The organism is Pseudomonas sp. ITEM 17296 (assembly GCF_028895205.1).
Taxonomy (GTDB): domain Bacteria; phylum Pseudomonadota; class Gammaproteobacteria; order Pseudomonadales; family Pseudomonadaceae; genus Aquipseudomonas; species Aquipseudomonas kermanshahensis.
Genome location: NZ_WJRS01000013.1, coordinates 142,107 through 159,032 on the forward strand (window position 1 = coordinate 142,107; position 16,926 = coordinate 159,032).

Below are 16,926 nucleotides of genomic sequence, written 5' to 3' on the forward strand. Positions count from 1 at the left end.
CATGACCCGCTTGACGGCTAGGGCCGTCGGAGACCCTTGTAATGCCTGATCACGATGTACGCTTGCAACAACTGACTGTCTGGCTCGATGAGCAGCTCAACAATCTTTTTCTGAAAAACGCCTGGGGCGAAGTGCCAGCAGGTAGCCTGACGGCCGCCAGTAGCGATGCGAGCTTCCGTCGCTACTTCCGCTGGCAGGGCGCTGGGCGCAGTTTCGTGATCATGGACGCCCCGCCGCCGCAGGAGAACTGCCGACCGTTCGTCGCCATCGATCACCTGCTGGCCAGTGCCGGTGTGCATGTGCCAGTGATCCATGCCCAAGACCTGGAGCGCGGTTTCCTGCTGCTGGGCGACCTGGGCCATCAGACATACCTGGACATCATTGATGCCGACAACGCCGATGCCCTGTTCAGTGACGCCATTGATGCGCTGCTGGCGTTCCAGCGCCTGCCGATGAACGCGCCACTGCCGAGCTATGACGACGCCCTGCTGCGCCGTGAAGTCGAACTGTTCCCGGAGTGGTACGTAGGGCGGGCGCTTGGCCTGACCCTTACCGAAGCCCAGCAAGCCACTTGGCAGCGTGTGAGCCAGGCGCTGATCGACAGTGCCCTGGCCCAGCCCAAGGTGCTGGTGCACCGCGACTACATGCCGCGCAACCTGATGCAGAGCACGCCAAACCCAGGCGTGCTGGACTTCCAGGACGCCGTTTACGGCCCGGTCACCTACGACATCACCTGCCTGTTCAAGGATGCCTTCCTCAGCTGGCCACAGGCCCGTGTCGAAGCCTGGCTGCGGGATTACTGGCAAAAGGCGCAGGCGGCCGGCATTCCGGTACAGGCCGACTTCGAGGCGTTCCACCGTGCCAGCGACCTGATGGGCGTGCAGCGCCACCTCAAGGTCATCGGTATTTTCGCCCGCATCTGCCACCGCGACGGCAAGCCACGCTACCTGACAGACGTCCCGCGCTTCTTCGCCTATATAGATGAAGTGATCAAGCGCCGCCCCGAGTTGGCGGAGCTGGGTGAACTGATCGCGGAACTCCAGGCCGGAGCGCGTGCATGAAGGCGATGATCCTGGCGGCAGGCAAGGGCGAGCGCATGCGCCCTTTGACCTTGCATACCCCAAAACCCCTGGTGCCCGTCGCCGGTCAGCCGCTGATCGAATACCACCTGCGCGCCTTGGCGGCTGCGGGGGTTACCGAGGTGGTGATCAACCATGCCTGGCTCGGCCAGCAGATCGAAGATCACCTGGGCGATGGCAGCCGCTTCGGCCTGAGCATCCGCTATTCACCCGAGGGCGAGCCGCTGGAAACCGGTGGCGGGATCTTCAAGGCCCTGCCGTTGCTGGGCGAGGCGCCGTTTCTGCTGATCAATGGTGACGTCTGGACCGACTACGATTTCGCTCGCCTGAAAGCGCCGCTTGCGGGCCTGGCGCATCTGGTGCTGGTCGACAACCCTGGCCATCACGGCCGTGGCGACTTCCGCCTGGTAGCCCAGCAGGTGGTGGATGGCGACGACGCACCGGGTACCCTGACCTTCAGTGGCCTGTCGGTGCTGGACCCGGCGTTGTTCGCCAGTTGCCAGCCGGGTGCTTTCAAGCTGGCACCCCTGCTGCGTCAGGCCATGGCGCAGGGCAAGGTCAGTGGTGAGCACTACCGTGGCCATTGGGTCGACGTCGGTACGCTCGAGCGCCTGGCGCAGGCTGAACGCCTGATCGGCGAGCGCGCCTGACATGTGGTGGCCAAGCACGGTAATTGGTGCCGGTGCCGGTTTTGCCGTCGCCAGCATCCCGGGCGCCCTGCTCGGTGCCCTGGTAGGGCAGGCCATGGACCGGCGCCTGCAGGTGCGCGGCTGGGAGGACCTGCGCGAGCGCTTGGGCGGGCGCCCGGCCTTGCGTGACGAAGAATTGCTGTTCGTGCTGCTGGGCAGGCTGGCCAAGTGCGATGGCCGGGTTGCCGAGCAGCATATCCAGCAGGCACGCCAAGAGATGGTGCGCCTGGACCTGGCCGACGCGGCCCGGCTGCGGGCGATTGCCGCGTTCAACCGCGGCAAGGCCGGCAAGGACCGACTGGCCGGCCACCTGCGTCGTATCCGCGAGCAGCCGCATGCCGCCGAAGGGACCTTGCGCGCCTGTTGGCGCATGGTCTGGGCCGACGGCAAGGTCGGCGCCAAAGAGCGCGACTTGCTGTTGGACTGGGGGCAGACGCTGGGCTTGAGCCGGCGGCAGGTGCAAGCCATGTCGCTGGAGTACGAGCCGCGCAAGTCCGGGCTGGACGGCGGCACCATGACGTACGCGGCAGCCATGCGCCTGCTGGCCGTGGAGGCAGATACCGAGGGCGACAAGGTCAAGCAGGCTTATCGCCGGCTGGTTAGCCGCCATCACCCGGACAAGCTGGCGGGCAGCGGTGCCACGGATGCCCAGGTGCGTGCAGCGACCGAGCGGACCCGGGAGTTGCATCAGGCGTATGCGCTGATTCGCAAGCGGCGGGGGTTGTAGAAAAGCGGGGGGCGCTTTGCGCCCCTTTTCGCGGCGCAAGGCCGCTCCTACAGGGACCGCGCAACGGTCGCAAGCGCGGCCCCGGCAGCCTCGAGTCAGTCTTGCGGGTTCATCCACCCGCGCACCCGGCGGAACAATTGTTCCTGTTCAGCGGCCTTGTTACCGGGCATTGCAATCAGCGACAACTGGCGGTACTGGCTGTCCTTCTGCCGTTTGCTGGCCTGCAAGCGCAGTTCCGCTGCACGTCGATCGCCCGTGCGGGTGGCGTAATACACGTCGGCGGTCGGCACCTTGAGGGTCGGCGCGAGGCTTTCCAGGGCATGTTCCACCCGGGCCGGCGTCTGCGCGGCGATCATCACCAGCTTTTGCACCTGCGCGGGTTGTTTCTCGCTCAGGTAGCGGGCTGCCCAGTACGCGCCACTGCCATGGCCGATCAGCACGATGCTGCGTGAGTCATGCTGTTGCGCGTAAGCCACCGCCGCGTCGAGGCGGGCGAAAATACGTTCGGCGTCGGCCGGGTCATTCTGCTCGCTGGCCTGTGCGGCATCGGTGCTTTCTGCTGTGTCGGGGTCGGCGGCAGTCGCCTGGGCGACGTTGGCGTTGGCATCGGTCGGTGTGTCTTTGGCGGGCGCTGTTTCGCCCTCGTCCTTGGCAGGGGCCGCTGCGGGCTTGGCTTCGACACGCGCCTGCGGGCTGTCGGTAAGCAGGTCGGGCAGGCTGACGCTGAGGCTGTGCCAGCCCACATCGGGGAACTTGCGCCGCAACGGGCCGACGGCGTTCGGCCAGTCGGCCGTCTCACCGGCACCGGGCACGAGGATCACCGCACCTTTGGGGTCGTTGCTGTTGGCCGGCTTCCACAGTGCCAGGAAGCTTTCGGCACCCGCCTGCAGCGTTTGCTGCTCGGCCTTGGGCACCAGGCGCTCCAGGGCCAGGGCGTCTTCCTGGCTGCGTTCCAGCAGGGGCGGGCGGGTGGCTTCGGCCGGTGGGGCCTCGGCGGTGGTCGGTGGTTTTTCAGCGTCGGCGGCCATGGCGCCGAGCGGAAGGATCGAGGCTAGGCAGCACATTGCCAGCGTCGTGCGATAAAGTGTGGACATGCGTCAACCCAAGGCCAGAATGATACCGGCAGCCTAATAGTATTTGCCCGTGACGGCCATGTTAGGGCCGCCCTTGCCAAGACGAGCGTGTAGATGAAGCGAATGCGTCGCCTGTTGGTTATCGGCTGCTTGTGGCTACCCTTGATCGCCTTGGCAAGGCCTGAAGCCGTGCCGAGCGTTGCCCTTGAGCCCGCGCAACAGCAGTGGTTGGACACCCACCGCAGCCTGCGCGTCGGCCTGGTGCTGCAAGCGCCTTATGCGCAGTTCGACCGGCGCTTGCAGCAACTGTACGGGGCCAACGTCGAGTTGGTGAACGCGTTGGCGCAGGCACTGAGGCTGGACCTCACCTGGCGCAACTTTGCCGACCAGGCCAGCCTCGAGCACGCGTTGCAGGCCGGTGAAATCGATTTCGCCCCCGGTCTCACACAAACCCCGGCAAGCCTGCGCCTGTGGCTGTTCAGCGACCCGTACATGCGCGTGCCACAGTTGGTGGTCGGCCCACGCACAGGCGCCATGGCCGTCGAGCTAGAAAAACTCGAACCCGATCAGCGCGTCGCGGTGCGCATGCCCAGCCCGTTGGCGGACTACCTGCGCAGCAACTACGGCACGCTCAACTTGCAGGGCGTGCCCAACGAGCGCGAGGCCTTGCAGTTGATCGTCGGTGGCCAGGCCAGCTACGCGGTGCTCGATGAAGCCCAGCTCAGCCGCCTGTCGCGTGAAAGCGAGTTCGGCGAGCTGGCGGTGGTTGGCGATATTGGCCTGCCGCAGCTGCTGCGGGTGGGGTCGCGGCGCGACTGGCCGTTGCTGGCCGACGTGCTCGAACGTGGCCTGCAGGCCATGCCGGCCAAGGCCTTGGAGCAACTTCACCAGCGCTGGTTGCAACCCAAGTACCCACGCTTGAGCGAGTCGGCCGGCTTCTGGCAAAACCTCGCCATGTTGTTTGGCATGTTGTTGCTGTGTGCGCTGGCCACGTTGATCTGGCAGCGCCGCCAGCAGCGCCAACTGGAACGTAGCCTGCTGGCCACCCGCGAGAACCTGGCTGAGCGCCAAGTGCGTGAAGAGGCGCTGCGGCTGAGCCAGTTCGCCATCGACCAGAGCACCGTGGGCATTTTGTGGGTCAATTGGGACAGCCATGTCCGTTATGCCAACCATGCCGCAGAGCGCATGCTGGGCTATGGTGAGGGCGCGTTGCTGGAACGCCCGCTGAGCGACTTCGAGCCAAACTTGAACATGGACCGGTGGTTGGAGCTTTGGCGCGGCGCGCGGGCGGGGGGAGGGGGTGTGGGGCAATTCGAGACCCATTGCCTGCGCGCCGACCTCAGCGTGTTGCCGGTGGAGCTTTCGTTAAGCTTCCTGCGTTTTCGTGATGCCGAGTACCTGGTGGTGTACATCGCCGATGTCACCGAGCGCCACCGCGCACTGGCAGCGCTGCGCGAAAGTGAAGCGCGCCTTAAAGGCATCGCCGGCAACGTGCCGGGGCTGGTGTTCCGGCTGGAACGTGACCCGGCCGAAGGCGACCTGGAGTTCCCCTACATTAGCGAAGGCAGCGAGGCCTTGGTCGGCTACGCACCTGCCGAAATCCAGCACCCGCAGATGGGCCTGCGCAACCTGGTGCACCCCGAAGACCGCAGCGACTATCACCGGGTGCAGGACCTGGCCCTGGCCAGCAACCAGGACTGGTCCTGGCAAGGGCGCATCCTCACGCGCCAGGGGGAACAGCGTTGGGCCGACATCAAGGCCAGTACCCGGCGCCTGGCCGATGGCCGGGTGGTGTGGGACGGTATCGTCTGGGATATCACCCAGGGCAAGCGGGCAGAACTGGCGTTGGCGCGTTCCCAAGAGCAACTGCGCGAACTGTCGGCGCACCTGGAGAGCGTGCGCGAAGAAGAAAAGGCCCGCATCGCCCGCGAAGTGCACGATGAGCTGGGGCAGATGCTGACCGTGCTCAAGCTCGAAGTCTCGATGTGTGAGCTGGCCTTTGCCGAGCTGGATCCGGGGCTTAACGAGCGTTTGTCGAGCATGAAGCGCCTGATCGCGCAGCTGTTCCAGCTGGTGCGCGATGTGGCCACGGCATTGCGCCCGCCCATTCTCGACGCTGGTATCGCCTCGGCCATCGAGTGGCAAGCACGGCGTTTCGAGGCGCGTACACAGATTCCCTGCCTGGTGCAGGTACCGGATAATCTGCCAGCATTGAGTGATGCCAAGGCGACCGGGCTGTTTCGTATCCTTCAGGAGGCGCTGACCAATGTCATGCGCCATGCCCAGGCACACAGCGTAGAGATCGAACTGGTGCGTGAAGCAGGGCAATTGCGCATGACCGTCAGCGACGACGGCACGGGTTTTTGCCGCGATCAGACCCGGCCCACCTCGTTCGGCCTGGTGGGCGTGCGCGAGCGCGTGCTGATGCTAGGTGGCAGCATGACGCTGGACAGTGAACCGGGCGAGGGCACCAGCCTGAGCGTGGCCATTCCGTTGGAGTAGGAGACCGATCGTGATTCGAGTGCTGGTGGCGGAAGACCACACCATTGTCCGTGAAGGCATCAAGCAATTGATTGGCCTGGCCAAGGACATGCAAGTGGTGGGCGAGGCCGGCAATGGCGAGCAGTTGCTCGAAGCCTTGCGCCATATGCCGTGTGAAGTGGTGTTGCTGGATATCTCGATGCCCGGCGTCAGCGGCCTTGAGGCCATCCCCAGAATCCGCGCCCTGAACAACCCTCCGGCGATCCTGATGCTGTCGATGCATGATGAGGCGCAGATGGCGGCGCGGGCGCTCAAGGCCGGTGCCGCAGGTTATGCCACCAAGGACAGTGACCCTGCCTTGTTGCTGACCGCTATTCGGCGGGTTGCCGGGGGTGGGCGCTACATCGACCCAGCGCTGGCCGACCGCATGGTCTTCGAGGTGGGCCTGACCGAGTCCCGGCCGTTGCACACGCTGCTCTCGGAGCGGGAATTTTCGGTGTTCGAGCGCCTGGCCCAGGGCGCCAACGTCAACGACATTGCCCAGCAACTGGCGCTGTCGAGCAAGACCATCAGTACCCACAAGGCGCGGTTGATGCAGAAGCTCAAGGTGAACTCGCTGGCGGAGCTGGTGAAGTACGCCATGGAGCACAAGCTGGTCTGAGTGTTCTGGTTGCGACATGGCCTGACGGTTGGCAATGAGCGAGTACTGTGGGAGCGGGCTTGCCCCGCGAAAGGGCCGGCAAGCTCAACCTCATTGCCTGGGGTGGCGCATTCGCGGGGCAAGCCCGCTCCCACAAGGTGAAGTGGTGTGCCTGGGGTCTATTCCAATCCCGCCATTCTTGTAGGGCGATCCCTACAATGAATCTTCCATCTGGATGATGGCATTCTCTCAGTACCCCCGATTTTCGGGCGTTTGCGTCTTGTCTAGTCTTTGCCTACGCAGTCATCCAACAAGAAGGTGCAGGCATGAGCGAGGCGAATTCGAACGCTGCAACCAGCGAAACGCTGGTCAGCTTCCGTGGTGTGCAGAAGAGCTACGACGGCGAGTCGCTGATCGTCAAAGACCTCAACCTGGACATCCGCAAGGGCGAGTTCCTCACCTTGCTCGGCCCGTCCGGCTCGGGCAAGACCACCAGCCTGATGATGCTGGCCGGTTTCGAAACCCCCACCGCCGGCGAGATCCAGCTGGCCGGGCGCTCGATCAACAACGTGCCGCCGCACAAGCGCGACATCGGCATGGTGTTCCAGAACTACGCGCTGTTCCCGCACATGACCGTGGCCGAGAACCTGGCCTTCCCGCTGACCGTGCGCAACCTGAGCAAGACCGACATCAGCGAGCGGGTCAAGCGTGTGCTCAACATGGTGCAGCTCAATGCCTTTGCCAAGCGCTACCCCGGCCAGCTGTCCGGTGGCCAGCAGCAGCGGGTGGCCCTGGCGCGGGCCCTGGTGTTCGAGCCACAGCTGGTGCTGATGGACGAACCACTGGGCGCACTCGACAAGCAGCTGCGTGAACACATGCAGATGGAGATCAAGCATATCCATCAGCGCTTGGGGGTGACCGTGGTCTACGTGACCCACGACCAGGGCGAGGCGCTGACCATGTCTGACCGGGTGGCGGTGTTCCACCAGGGCGAAATCCAGCAGATTGCCGACCCACGCACCCTCTATGAAAAGCCGTGCAACACCTTCGTCGCCAACTTCATCGGTGAGAACAACCGCATCAACGGCACCCTGCTGGCCAGTGATGGCCATCGCTGCCAGGTGCAGCTGGCGCGGGGCGAGCGGGTCGAGGCACTGGCGGTGAATGTCGGCCAGGCCGGCGAGCCGGTGACCTTGTCGATCCGCCCGGAACGGGTGCGTCTCAATGGCCACAGCGAAAATTGCGTCAACCGCTTCTCTGGCCGTGTGGCCGAGTTCATTTACCTGGGCGACCACGTACGGGTGCGCCTGGAAGTCTGTGGCAAGGCCGACTTCTTCGTGAAGCAGCCGATCGCCGAGCTCGACCCGGCGCTGGCCGTGGGCGATGTGGTACCGCTGGGCTGGGAGGTGGAGCACGCTCGCGCGCTCGATCCGATTGCCGAAGCCCATTGATGGATTGCTTCACCAACCCTGTACTGTGGAGAGAATAATAATGCGCAAGCAGTTGAAACTGACGGCCCTGGCCCTGGGGCTGTTCGCCGCTGGCCAGGCCATGGCGGCCGACCTGACGGTGATCTCTTTCGGTGGCGCCAACAAGGCCGCCCAGGTCAAGGCATTCTACGAGCCTTGGGAAAAGGCGGGTAACGGCAAGATCGTCGCCGGTGAGTACAACGGTGAAATGGCCAAGGTCAAGGCCATGGTCGACACCAAGAGCGTGTCCTGGAACCTGGTGGAAGTCGAGTCGCCAGAGCTGTCTCGCGGGTGCGACGAGGGCATGTTCGAAGAACTCGACCCTGCGCTGTTCGGCGATGCAGCCGACTATGTGCCTGGCGCCATCCAGCCTTGTGGCGTGGGCTTCTTCGTCTGGTCCACGGTCATGGCCTACAACGCTGACAAGCTCAAGACGGCACCTACCAGCTGGGCCGATTTCTGGGACACCAAGAAATTCCCGGGCAAGCGTGGCCTGCGCAAAGGCGCCAAGTACACGATGGAATTCGCCCTGATGGCCGATGGCGTTGCGCCCAAGGACGTCTACACCGTGCTGGCTACCAAGGAAGGCCAAGACCGCGCCTTCAAGAAGCTCGATGAACTCAAACCCAGCATTCAGTGGTGGGAAGCCGGCGCCCAACCGCCGCAGTTCCTGGCCTCGGGCGACGTGGTCATGAGCTCGGCCTATAACGGCCGGATCGCCGCCGTGCAGAAAGAGAGCAACCTCAAGGTGGTGTGGAACGGCGGCATCTACGACTTCGATGCCTGGGCAATTCCAAAAGGCGCCAAGAACGTCGAAGAGGCGAAGAAGTTCATCGCCTACAGCGTTCAGCCCGAGCAGCAGAAAACCTACTCCGAGAACATCGCCTACGGCCCGGCCAACTCCAAGGCCGTGAGCCTGCTGTCGGACGAGGTGAAGAAAGACATGCCGACCACGCCTGAAAACATTGCCAACCAGGTGCAGATCGACGTGGGCTTCTGGGCTGACAACAGCGAGCAGCTGGAGCAACGCTTCAACGCCTGGGCGGCGAAGAAGTAAACGACAAGGAGCCGCTACGCGGCTCATCGCCGGCAAGCCGGCTCCCACAGGCCAGGCGTAGCGCCTGAGCCCAACGCTGTATCTGTGGGAGCCGGCTTGCCGGCGATGGCTGCGCAGCAGCCCTGATTTCAGCCGGTTTTTACGGAGTTCGCCATGGCCATTGCAGTGCCCCTCAACGAAGGCGCAGGTCCAAGTCTCAAGCAGCGCCTCAAGCACGCCGAGCGGGTCAACCGCTGGAAGGCGCAGGCGTTGATCGCGCCGCTGGCGCTGTTCCTTCTGCTGGTGTTTCTGGTGCCGATCGCAGCGCTGTTGTACAAGAGCGTCGGCAACCCGGAGGTGGTCGCCGGCCTGCCGCGTACCGTCGAAGCGGTGTCGCAGTGGGATGGCAAGAGCTTGCCCGGTGAGTCGGTATACAAGGCACTGAGCCAGGACCTGGCCGAGTCGCGCAAGAACCAGACCCTGGGCGACCTCTCCAAGCGCCTGAACATGGAACTGGCGGGCTACCGCAGCCTGTTGACCAAGACCGCACGAGCGTTACCGTTCAAGGCTGAACCTGCCTCTTATAAAGAAGCACTGCAAACCCTCGATGAGCGTTGGGGCGACCCCGCCTACTGGCAGGCGATCCGCCGCAATACCAGCTCGGTCACCTCGTTCTACCTGCTGGCGTCGCTCGACCACCGTATCGATGACCTTGGCGAGCTGGCCAAGGCCACGCCTGACCAAGCCATTTACCTGGATATCTTTGCCCGCACCCTGTGGATGGGGGTGGTGATCACCGCCATCTGCCTGGTGCTGGCCTACCCGCTGGCGTACTTGCTGGCCAATCTGCCGGCCCGGCAGAGCAACCTGCTGATGATTCTGGTGCTACTGCCGTTCTGGACCTCGATCCTGGTGCGGGTGGCGGCGTGGATCGTGCTGCTGCAGTCGGGCGGGTTGATCAACAGTGCGCTGATGGCCATGGGCATCATCGATGAACCGCTGGAGCTGGTGTTCAACCGCACCGGTGTGTACATCTCGATGGTCCATATCCTGCTGCCGTTCATGATCCTGCCGCTGTACAGCGTGATGAAGGGCATTTCGCCCAGCTACATGCGTGCGGCCATCTCGCTGGGTTGCCACCCGTTCGCCAGCTTCTGGCGGGTGTACTTCCCGCAGACCTACGCCGGTGTTGGCGCGGGCTGCCTGCTGGTGTTCATCCTGGCGATCGGCTACTACATCACCCCGGCATTGCTGGGCAGCCCGAACGACCAGATGGTCAGCTACTTCGTGGCCTTCTATACCAACACCAGCATCAACTGGGGCATGGCGACCGCGCTGGGCGGCCTGCTGCTGCTGGCGACCGTGCTGTTGTACCTGATCTATAGCTGGCTGGTCGGCGCCAGCCGCCTGCGCCTGAGCTGAGGAGCCTTGTCATGCTGAGCCCTTACATGTCACCCGTGGAGCGGGTCTGGTACTACAGCCTGCGCATTCTTTGCGGCTTGATCCTGCTGTTTCTGATCTTGCCGGTGCTGGTGATCGTGCCGCTGTCGTTCAACAGTGGCAGCTTTCTGGTGTACCCGTTGCAGGGCTTTTCGCTGCAGTGGTACCAGGACTTCTTCGGCTCTGCCGAGTGGATGCGGGCACTGAAGAACAGCATCATCGTCGCCCCGGCGGCCACGGTGCTGGCGATGGTGTTCGGTACGTTGGCGGCGATTGGCCTGACCCGCGGCGACTTCCCGGGCAAGTCGCTGGTGATGGCGCTGGTGATTTCGCCGATGGTGGTGCCGGTGGTGATCATCGGTGTGGCCAGTTACCTGTTCTTCGCGCCATTGGGGATGGGCAACAGCTTTACCTCGTTGATCCTGGTGCATGCGGTGTTGGGTGTGCCGTTCGTCATCATCACCGTGTCGGCGACGTTGCAGGGCTTCAACTACAACCTGGTGCGCGCGGCGGCCAGCCTGGGCGCTTCGCCGCTGGTGGCGTTCCGCCGGGTAACGCTGCCGTTGATCGCCCCAGGGGTCATCTCGGGTGCGTTGTTTGCCTTTGCGACGTCGTTCGACGAGGTGGTGGTGACGTTGTTCCTCGCCGGCCCCGAGCAGGCGACCTTGCCACGGCAGATGTTCAGCGGTATCCGCGAGAACCTGAGCCCGACCATTGCGGCGGCAGCGACCTTGCTGATCGCATTTTCGGTGGTGCTGCTGCTGACCCTAGAGTGGTTGCGTGGGCGTAGCGAGAAGCTGAGAACTCAGCAGCCTGCTTGATTGGTCTTGCCTGTGCCGGCCTCTTCGCGGGGCAAGTCGGATCGCCGTACCGCCGCTCCCACAGCTCCGAACACTGTGAGGTCTCTGTGGGAGCGGCGGTGCGGCGATCCGACTTGCCCCGCGAAGAGGCCGGTACAGGTTGAAACGCTCGACACGGATTGATACCAATCAGCCTCTACCCGTTCGCCTGAGTTACAATGCGCGCCACCGTGATTCTGACCTACAGGTGCGCCATGCAGCCCTACGCTATTGCCCCCTCCATTCTCTCCGCCGATTTCGCCCGCCTGGGCGAGGACGTCGACAAGGTGCTGGCCGCGGGTGCCGACATCGTTCACTTCGATGTGATGGACAACCACTACGTCCCCAACCTGACCATCGGCCCGATGGTCTGTACCGCCCTGCGCAAGTACGGCGTGACCGCCCCGATCGATGTGCACCTGATGGTCAGCCCGGTCGACCGTATCATCGGCGACTTCATCGATGCCGGCGCCACTTACATCACCTTCCACCCGGAAGCCAGCCAGCACATCGACCGCTCGCTGCAGCTGATCCGCGACGGTGGTTGCAAGGCCGGCCTGGTGTTCAACCCGGCGACCAGCCTGGATGTGCTCAAGTATGTGATGGACAAAGTCGACATGGTCCTGCTGATGAGCGTCAACCCAGGCTTTGGCGGGCAGAAGTTCATCCCGGGCACCCTCGACAAGCTGCGTGAGGCGCGCGCGCTGATCGACGCCAGTGGCCGTGATATCCGTCTGGAAATCGACGGTGGCGTCAACGTCAACAATATCCGCGAAATCGCCGCTGCTGGCGCTGACACCTTCGTCGCCGGTTCGGCCATCTTCAATGCCCCGGACTATCAGGAAGTCATCGCCAAAATGCGCGCCGAACTGGCCCAGGCCCGCCCATGAGCGGCTTCGAGCAGCTGTTCCCAGGGACGCTGCCAAGGCTGGTGATGTTCGATCTGGACGGTACCCTGATCGACTCCGTGCCAGACCTGGCCGCCGCCGTGGACCGCATGCTGCTCGAACTTGGGCGCCCGCCAGCGGGCTTGGACGCCGTACGCCACTGGGTTGGCAACGGTGCCCAGGTGCTGGTGCGCCGGGCGCTGGCCGGGGGCATCGAGCATGCCTCGGTGGACGATGCGCTGGCCGAACAGGCGCTGGCGCTGTTCATGGAGGCCTATGCCGAAAGCCATGAACTGACCGTGGTCTACCCCGGCGTGCGCGACACCCTGCGCTGGCTGCGCAAGCAAGGCGTGGAGATGGCGCTGATCACCAACAAGCCCGAGCGCTTCGTCGCCCCGCTGCTGGACCAGATGAAGATCGGTCGCTACTTCCGCTGGATCATCGGCGGAGACACCCTGCCACAAAAGAAACCCGACCCCGCGGCACTGCTGTTCGTCATGCAGATGGCCGGTGTCACGCCGCAACAGTCGCTGTTCGTCGGCGATTCGCGCAGCGATGTGCTGGCCGCCAAGGCTGCCGGTGTGCAGTGCGTGGGCCTGACCTACGGCTACAACCACGGCCGGCCGATCAACGACGAATCGCCGAGCCTGGTGATCGACGACCTGCGTGCATTGCTGCCCGGTTGCGCAGACCCGGCCACTGGGATAACGTTGGCGGACCTTCAAGCCTCACAAGACAGAGAGTCCACCGTGGCGGTTACTGGCAAATTCTGGATGAAAGTCATCAAGGCCCTGGCCCGTTGGCGTTGGCGCGCCTGACTTCTGCTCGCCGGCCGCTGCCGGCCCGTCCGTTTGCCTGACCTTACTGCTGCTTGCCACGAGGCTACTCATGACCCGCGAAGAATTCCTGCGCCTGGCCGCTGCCGGCTACAACCGCATCCCCCTGGCCTGTGAAACCCTGGCCGACTTCGACACGCCGCTGTCGATCTACCTGAAACTGGCCGACCAGCCCAACTCCTATTTGCTCGAGTCCGTACAGGGCGGCGAGAAGTGGGGGCGTTACTCGATGATCGGCTTGCCATCGCGCACGGTGATGCGTGTGCATGGCTACCACGTCAGTATCCTGCAGGATGGCGTCGAGGTAGAGCGCCACGACGTCGACGACCCGCTGGCCTTCGTCGAGTCCTTCAAGGACCGCTACAAGGTCGCGGATATTCCCGGGCTGCCGCGTTTCAACGGTGGGCTGGTCGGCTACTTCGGCTATGACTGCGTGCGCTATGTGGAGAAGCGTCTGGGCGCGAGCCCGAACCCGGACCCGCTGGGCGTGCCGGATATCCTGCTGATGGTGTCTGACGCCGTGGTGGTGTTCGACAACCTGGCGGGCAAGATGCATGCAATCGTGCTGGTCGACCCGGCCGAAGAGCAAGCCTTCGAACAGGGCAAGGCTCGCCTGGCCGGTTTGCTGGAGACCCTGCGCCAGCCGATTACCCCGCGCCGTGGCCTGGACCTGAGCGGCCCGCTCGCCGCCGAGCCGGAATTCCGTTCCAGCTATACCCGCGAGGATTACGAGAACGCGGTTGGCCGCATCAAAGAGTACATTCTGGCCGGTGACTGCATGCAGGTGGTGCCGTCCCAGCGCATGTCGATCGACTTCAAGTCTGCGCCCATCGACCTGTACCGTGCGTTGCGCTGCTTCAACCCGACGCCGTACATGTACTTCTTCAATTTCGGCGACTTCCATGTGGTCGGCAGTTCGCCTGAAGTGCTGGTGCGTGTCGAGGACAACCTGGTCACCGTGCGCCCGATCGCCGGTACGCGCCCACGGGGTGCGACGGAAGAAGCCGACCGTGCGCTGGAAGACGACTTGCTGTCGGACGAGAAAGAGATTGCCGAGCACCTGATGCTGATCGACCTGGGCCGCAACGACGTGGGCCGTGTGTCCTCGACCGGCAGCGTGCGCCTGACCGAGAAGATGGTGATCGAGCGTTACTCCAACGTGATGCACATCGTGTCCAACGTCACCGGTCAGCTGCGTGAAGGCCTTACCGCCATGGATGCATTGCGGGCGATTCTGCCAGCCGGCACGTTGTCGGGTGCACCGAAAATCCGCGCCATGGAGATCATCGACGAGCTGGAGCCGGTCAAGCGTGGCGTTTACGGCGGTGCAGTGGGCTACTTTGCCTGGAACGGCAACATGGACACCGCGATTGCCATCCGTACCGCAGTGATCAAGGACGGCGAGCTGCACGTGCAGGCGGGTGGCGGCATCGTGGCCGACTCCGTGCCGGCGCTGGAGTGGGAAGAAACCATCAACAAGCGCCGCGCGATGTTCCGCGCGGTGGCCTTGGCTGAGCAGACGTCCGCCAAGTAATGCTGGGAATTGGGGGCTGCTGTGCAGCCCCTCGCCGGCATGAGGGAGCGGGTGAACCCGCTTCATCAGGGCCCAAACCACTCAGAAGTCCAAGCTGACCGCCAAACTCACCCCCTGCTGCGTCAACTCATCACTCTTGCGCCAGTTGTAATTCCCTCGCACATGCACCCCCGCCATCAGCTCATGGCTCAAGCCCAAGCTAGCCCGGGTCAGGTCACTGTGCGGCGTATACCCGGTCAGGGTGAAGTCGTGCGCGGCTAACGTCGTCAGGTGCATCGTCACGTCCTGTTGGTCATCCTCGAACTCGTGCTCCTGGGCAACCTCGGCAAACAGCCGCGTCCCCGTTGCCACCTGCACACTGCCTAACAGCCCGATGCCCAGCCGCCGCGAGGTCCGTTCCTGGTCATCGAAGCCCAGCGCTGTCGAGCGCCCGCTCTTCTCGTCATAACCATCGACCTTGACCCGGGCATAGTCGGCGCTGATGAACGGCGCCAGTTGCCACGGGCTGCTCTCGGCGGCCAGGTTGTAACCCAGCCGGCCCGTTACCGCCCACGCCTCGCCATCGGTATCGCCTTTTTCGCTGCGGTCATTCACGCCGAGGGCGAAGGTGCGTTTGAGGTCGCTGTAGTCCAGGTGCCCGGCCGTCAGTGTAACATCGGCCCACCAGCGGTCCTGGCGGTATTGGGCGAACGCCGTGGCCAGGTAGCTGTCGAGCTTGTAGTCGGAGTCCTGTTCACCCGCCTCCAGTTTCTGCCGGTATACGCCACCCGCCAGGCCCAGGCGCCAGGCATCGTTCAAACGGTAACTGCCACCCAGGGTCAGGTTGTAGCCACGGCCGTCGCCGCTGGCCGCGCTGCGCTGGCCGTCAAAGTCCAGGTCCTGCGCGCCGGTGGCGACGAAGGCCTGCCATTGCCCCACGGCTTGCCAGGGCGTTTGCCACTGGTTGCGCAGCTCGTCCTGGTGGGCGCGCAGGGTGGCGTGGGCCATTTCCGGCAACAGGGTCAGTTCCCAGGGGGCGGAGATGATCGAGTAGGCGTAGTCGGCTATCAACTGCTGGCCGGCAATGGTCGGGTGTACCGAGTCGTTGAACAGCAGTTCGGTTGGATCCGGGGTGGCGCCGTTGATGCCGTAGACCGGGTTCTCGACGCAGCCTTGACCGCTGTAGCAGGTGCCGACCAGGTTCTGGCCGCTGGCCAAGCCGAATTGGGTCGGGCTGGCCAAGGCCTCACCCAGTAATACCGGAATGTTCAGTGGGATGATCTCGGCGTCGATCTGCCCGAGTTGATTGAGCAGTGACTGGTTGAACACGCCCGACAGCAGCGACAGCGGGTTCTGTTGCGGGGTGCCGCTGAAGTTCGGCGTTTGGCCCAGGTCGGGCAGCAACCAGACCATGATGTAGCGGGCGCCGCCTTGTTGCAGGGCTTGGGCGCTCGCAGCCAGCCGGCCTCCAGCAGCGGCGGCATCGGCGGGGCTGTTCACCAGGCCCTGGAGGAAGTCGTTACCGCCACCGGTGAGGTAATAGAGCGCGTTGGGGTCGGCGCGCAGGCCATTGGCCAGGTAGCCGGGGCGTTCACGGAAGACAAAGCCTGGCGCCGGTCCATTGGGGGGGACGATCACTTTCGATGACTCGGTGATCGAATCGAGAATCTGCTGTGTCGTGTAGCCGCCCACTGCCCAGTTGTTGCCATCAGGCCGGATGCCGACCGACGTGGAGGGGTTGAGTTCGTCTTGCCCGATGCCCAGCCGACCGCCAAGAATCATCGGCGAAACCGGCGCGAAGTTACCGTCGGCATCGCGGTTGGTGAAACGCTGGCCTGCCGTACCGCCGGTCAGGTCAGGAAATTGGCCGGCGTCACTCAGGCTGTCGCCAAATACGATCAAGGTCGAATAAGGGGAAGGGGCAGCGAATGCCTGGCTGCAGGCCAGGGCCAAAGAGGCGAGGGTAAAGCGCAACAAGGGAGCTTTTCGCATCAGAGAACATCCTTTTCTTTGTTTTTATGAGGACTACCCGATCGACCATAGCAAATCGCGGGGCTTGTCTCCCAAGTCCATTCGTTTCCCCGTGTTTACAGGCATATTGCGCCCATCGCCCCGGTAGGCTACTGTGCCGGGACGTATGAGCGAGACCTATCCTGTGTTGATCGTCAGCAAACTCTTGATGCGCGTTATCAAGGCCCACGCCCGTTGGCGTTGGCG

General features: G+C 63.9%; 14 protein-coding genes. 12 read left to right on the top strand and 2 right to left on the bottom strand.

Translation table 11 applies throughout. The features are described 5' to 3' along the window. Positions 1-41 precede the first annotated feature (41 nt). From GIB19_RS16215 to GIB19_RS16225, 3 genes are read left to right on the top strand one after another with little or no spacing between them, the layout of a single operon-like run. Complete coding sequence (locus GIB19_RS16215; RefSeq protein ID WP_099428178.1) at positions 42-1,061, top strand: aminoglycoside phosphotransferase family protein; 1,020 nt, start codon at positions 42-44, stop codon at positions 1,059-1,061. Beyond that, a complete protein-coding gene (murU, locus tag GIB19_RS16220; RefSeq protein ID WP_099428179.1) occupies positions 1,058-1,729 on the top strand; it encodes an N-acetylmuramate alpha-1-phosphate uridylyltransferase MurU in 672 nt (223 codons plus the stop codon). Before GIB19_RS16215 ends, murU begins: the two co-directional genes overlap by 4 nt. Before the next feature lies 1 nt (position 1,730). Beyond that, positions 1,731-2,495 carry a TerB family tellurite resistance protein gene (locus GIB19_RS16225; protein WP_027594392.1) on the top strand — a complete coding sequence of 255 codons (765 nt, stop codon included), beginning with the start codon at positions 1,731-1,733 and terminating at the stop codon, positions 2,493-2,495. 95 nt (positions 2,496-2,590) lie between these two features. On the opposite strand, the gene GIB19_RS16230 is transcribed toward GIB19_RS16225, so the two are convergent. After that, positions 2,591-3,589 carry an alpha/beta hydrolase family protein gene (locus tag GIB19_RS16230; protein ID WP_274887210.1) on the bottom strand — a complete coding sequence of 333 codons (999 nt, stop codon included), beginning with the start codon at positions 3,587-3,589 and terminating at the stop codon, positions 2,591-2,593. 93 nt (positions 3,590-3,682) lie between these two features. Between GIB19_RS16230 and GIB19_RS16235 the strand changes: the two genes are divergently transcribed. The 9 genes from GIB19_RS16235 (at position 3,683) to trpE (ending at position 14,730) form a co-directional block, all read left to right on the top strand. Continuing rightward, complete coding sequence (locus tag GIB19_RS16235; RefSeq protein ID WP_274887211.1) at positions 3,683-6,070, top strand: PAS domain-containing sensor histidine kinase; 2,388 nt, start codon at positions 3,683-3,685, stop codon at positions 6,068-6,070. Positions 6,071-6,077: 7 nt separating this feature from the next. Then, on the top strand, positions 6,078-6,710 hold the full coding sequence (locus GIB19_RS16240; protein ID WP_274887219.1) for a response regulator: 633 nt from the start codon (positions 6,078-6,080) through the stop codon (positions 6,708-6,710). 305 nt (positions 6,711-7,015) lie between these two features. Then, complete coding sequence (locus tag GIB19_RS16245) at positions 7,016-8,140, top strand: ABC transporter ATP-binding protein (protein ID WP_027594396.1); 1,125 nt, start codon at positions 7,016-7,018, stop codon at positions 8,138-8,140. Between the two features lie 40 nt (positions 8,141-8,180). Next, the gene (locus GIB19_RS16250) at positions 8,181-9,215 is read left to right on the top strand and encodes an ABC transporter substrate-binding protein (protein ID WP_274887212.1); all 1,035 of its coding nucleotides are present in this window, start codon (positions 8,181-8,183) and stop codon (positions 9,213-9,215) included. Positions 9,216-9,368: 153 nt separating this feature from the next. Continuing rightward, positions 9,369-10,616 (top strand): ABC transporter permease, encoded by a 1,248-nt coding sequence (locus tag GIB19_RS16255; protein ID WP_274887213.1) that lies wholly within the window; start codon positions 9,369-9,371, stop codon positions 10,614-10,616. An 11-nt stretch (positions 10,617-10,627) separates the two neighbouring features. Further along, the gene (locus GIB19_RS16260; protein WP_099428183.1) at positions 10,628-11,455 is read left to right on the top strand and encodes an ABC transporter permease; all 828 of its coding nucleotides are present in this window, start codon (positions 10,628-10,630) and stop codon (positions 11,453-11,455) included. A 233-nt stretch (positions 11,456-11,688) separates the two neighbouring features. Beyond that, the gene (gene rpe / locus GIB19_RS16265; protein ID WP_099430855.1) at positions 11,689-12,363 is read left to right on the top strand and encodes a ribulose-phosphate 3-epimerase; all 675 of its coding nucleotides are present in this window, start codon (positions 11,689-11,691) and stop codon (positions 12,361-12,363) included. Beyond that, positions 12,360-13,178 (top strand): phosphoglycolate phosphatase, encoded by an 819-nt coding sequence (locus GIB19_RS16270; protein ID WP_027594401.1) that lies wholly within the window; start codon positions 12,360-12,362, stop codon positions 13,176-13,178. The genes rpe and GIB19_RS16270 overlap by 4 nt, the downstream gene beginning before the upstream one ends. 70 nt (positions 13,179-13,248) lie before the next feature. Continuing rightward, positions 13,249-14,730 (top strand): anthranilate synthase component I, encoded by a 1,482-nt coding sequence (gene trpE / locus GIB19_RS16275; RefSeq protein ID WP_027594402.1) that lies wholly within the window; start codon positions 13,249-13,251, stop codon positions 14,728-14,730. 81 nt (positions 14,731-14,811) lie between these two features. On the opposite strand, the gene estP is transcribed toward trpE, so the two are convergent. After that, positions 14,812-16,701: an esterase EstP gene (gene estP / locus GIB19_RS16280; protein WP_274887214.1), complete on the bottom strand. Its 1,890-nt coding sequence runs from the start codon at positions 16,699-16,701 to the stop codon at positions 14,812-14,814. Positions 16,702-16,926: the final 225 nt, after the last annotated feature.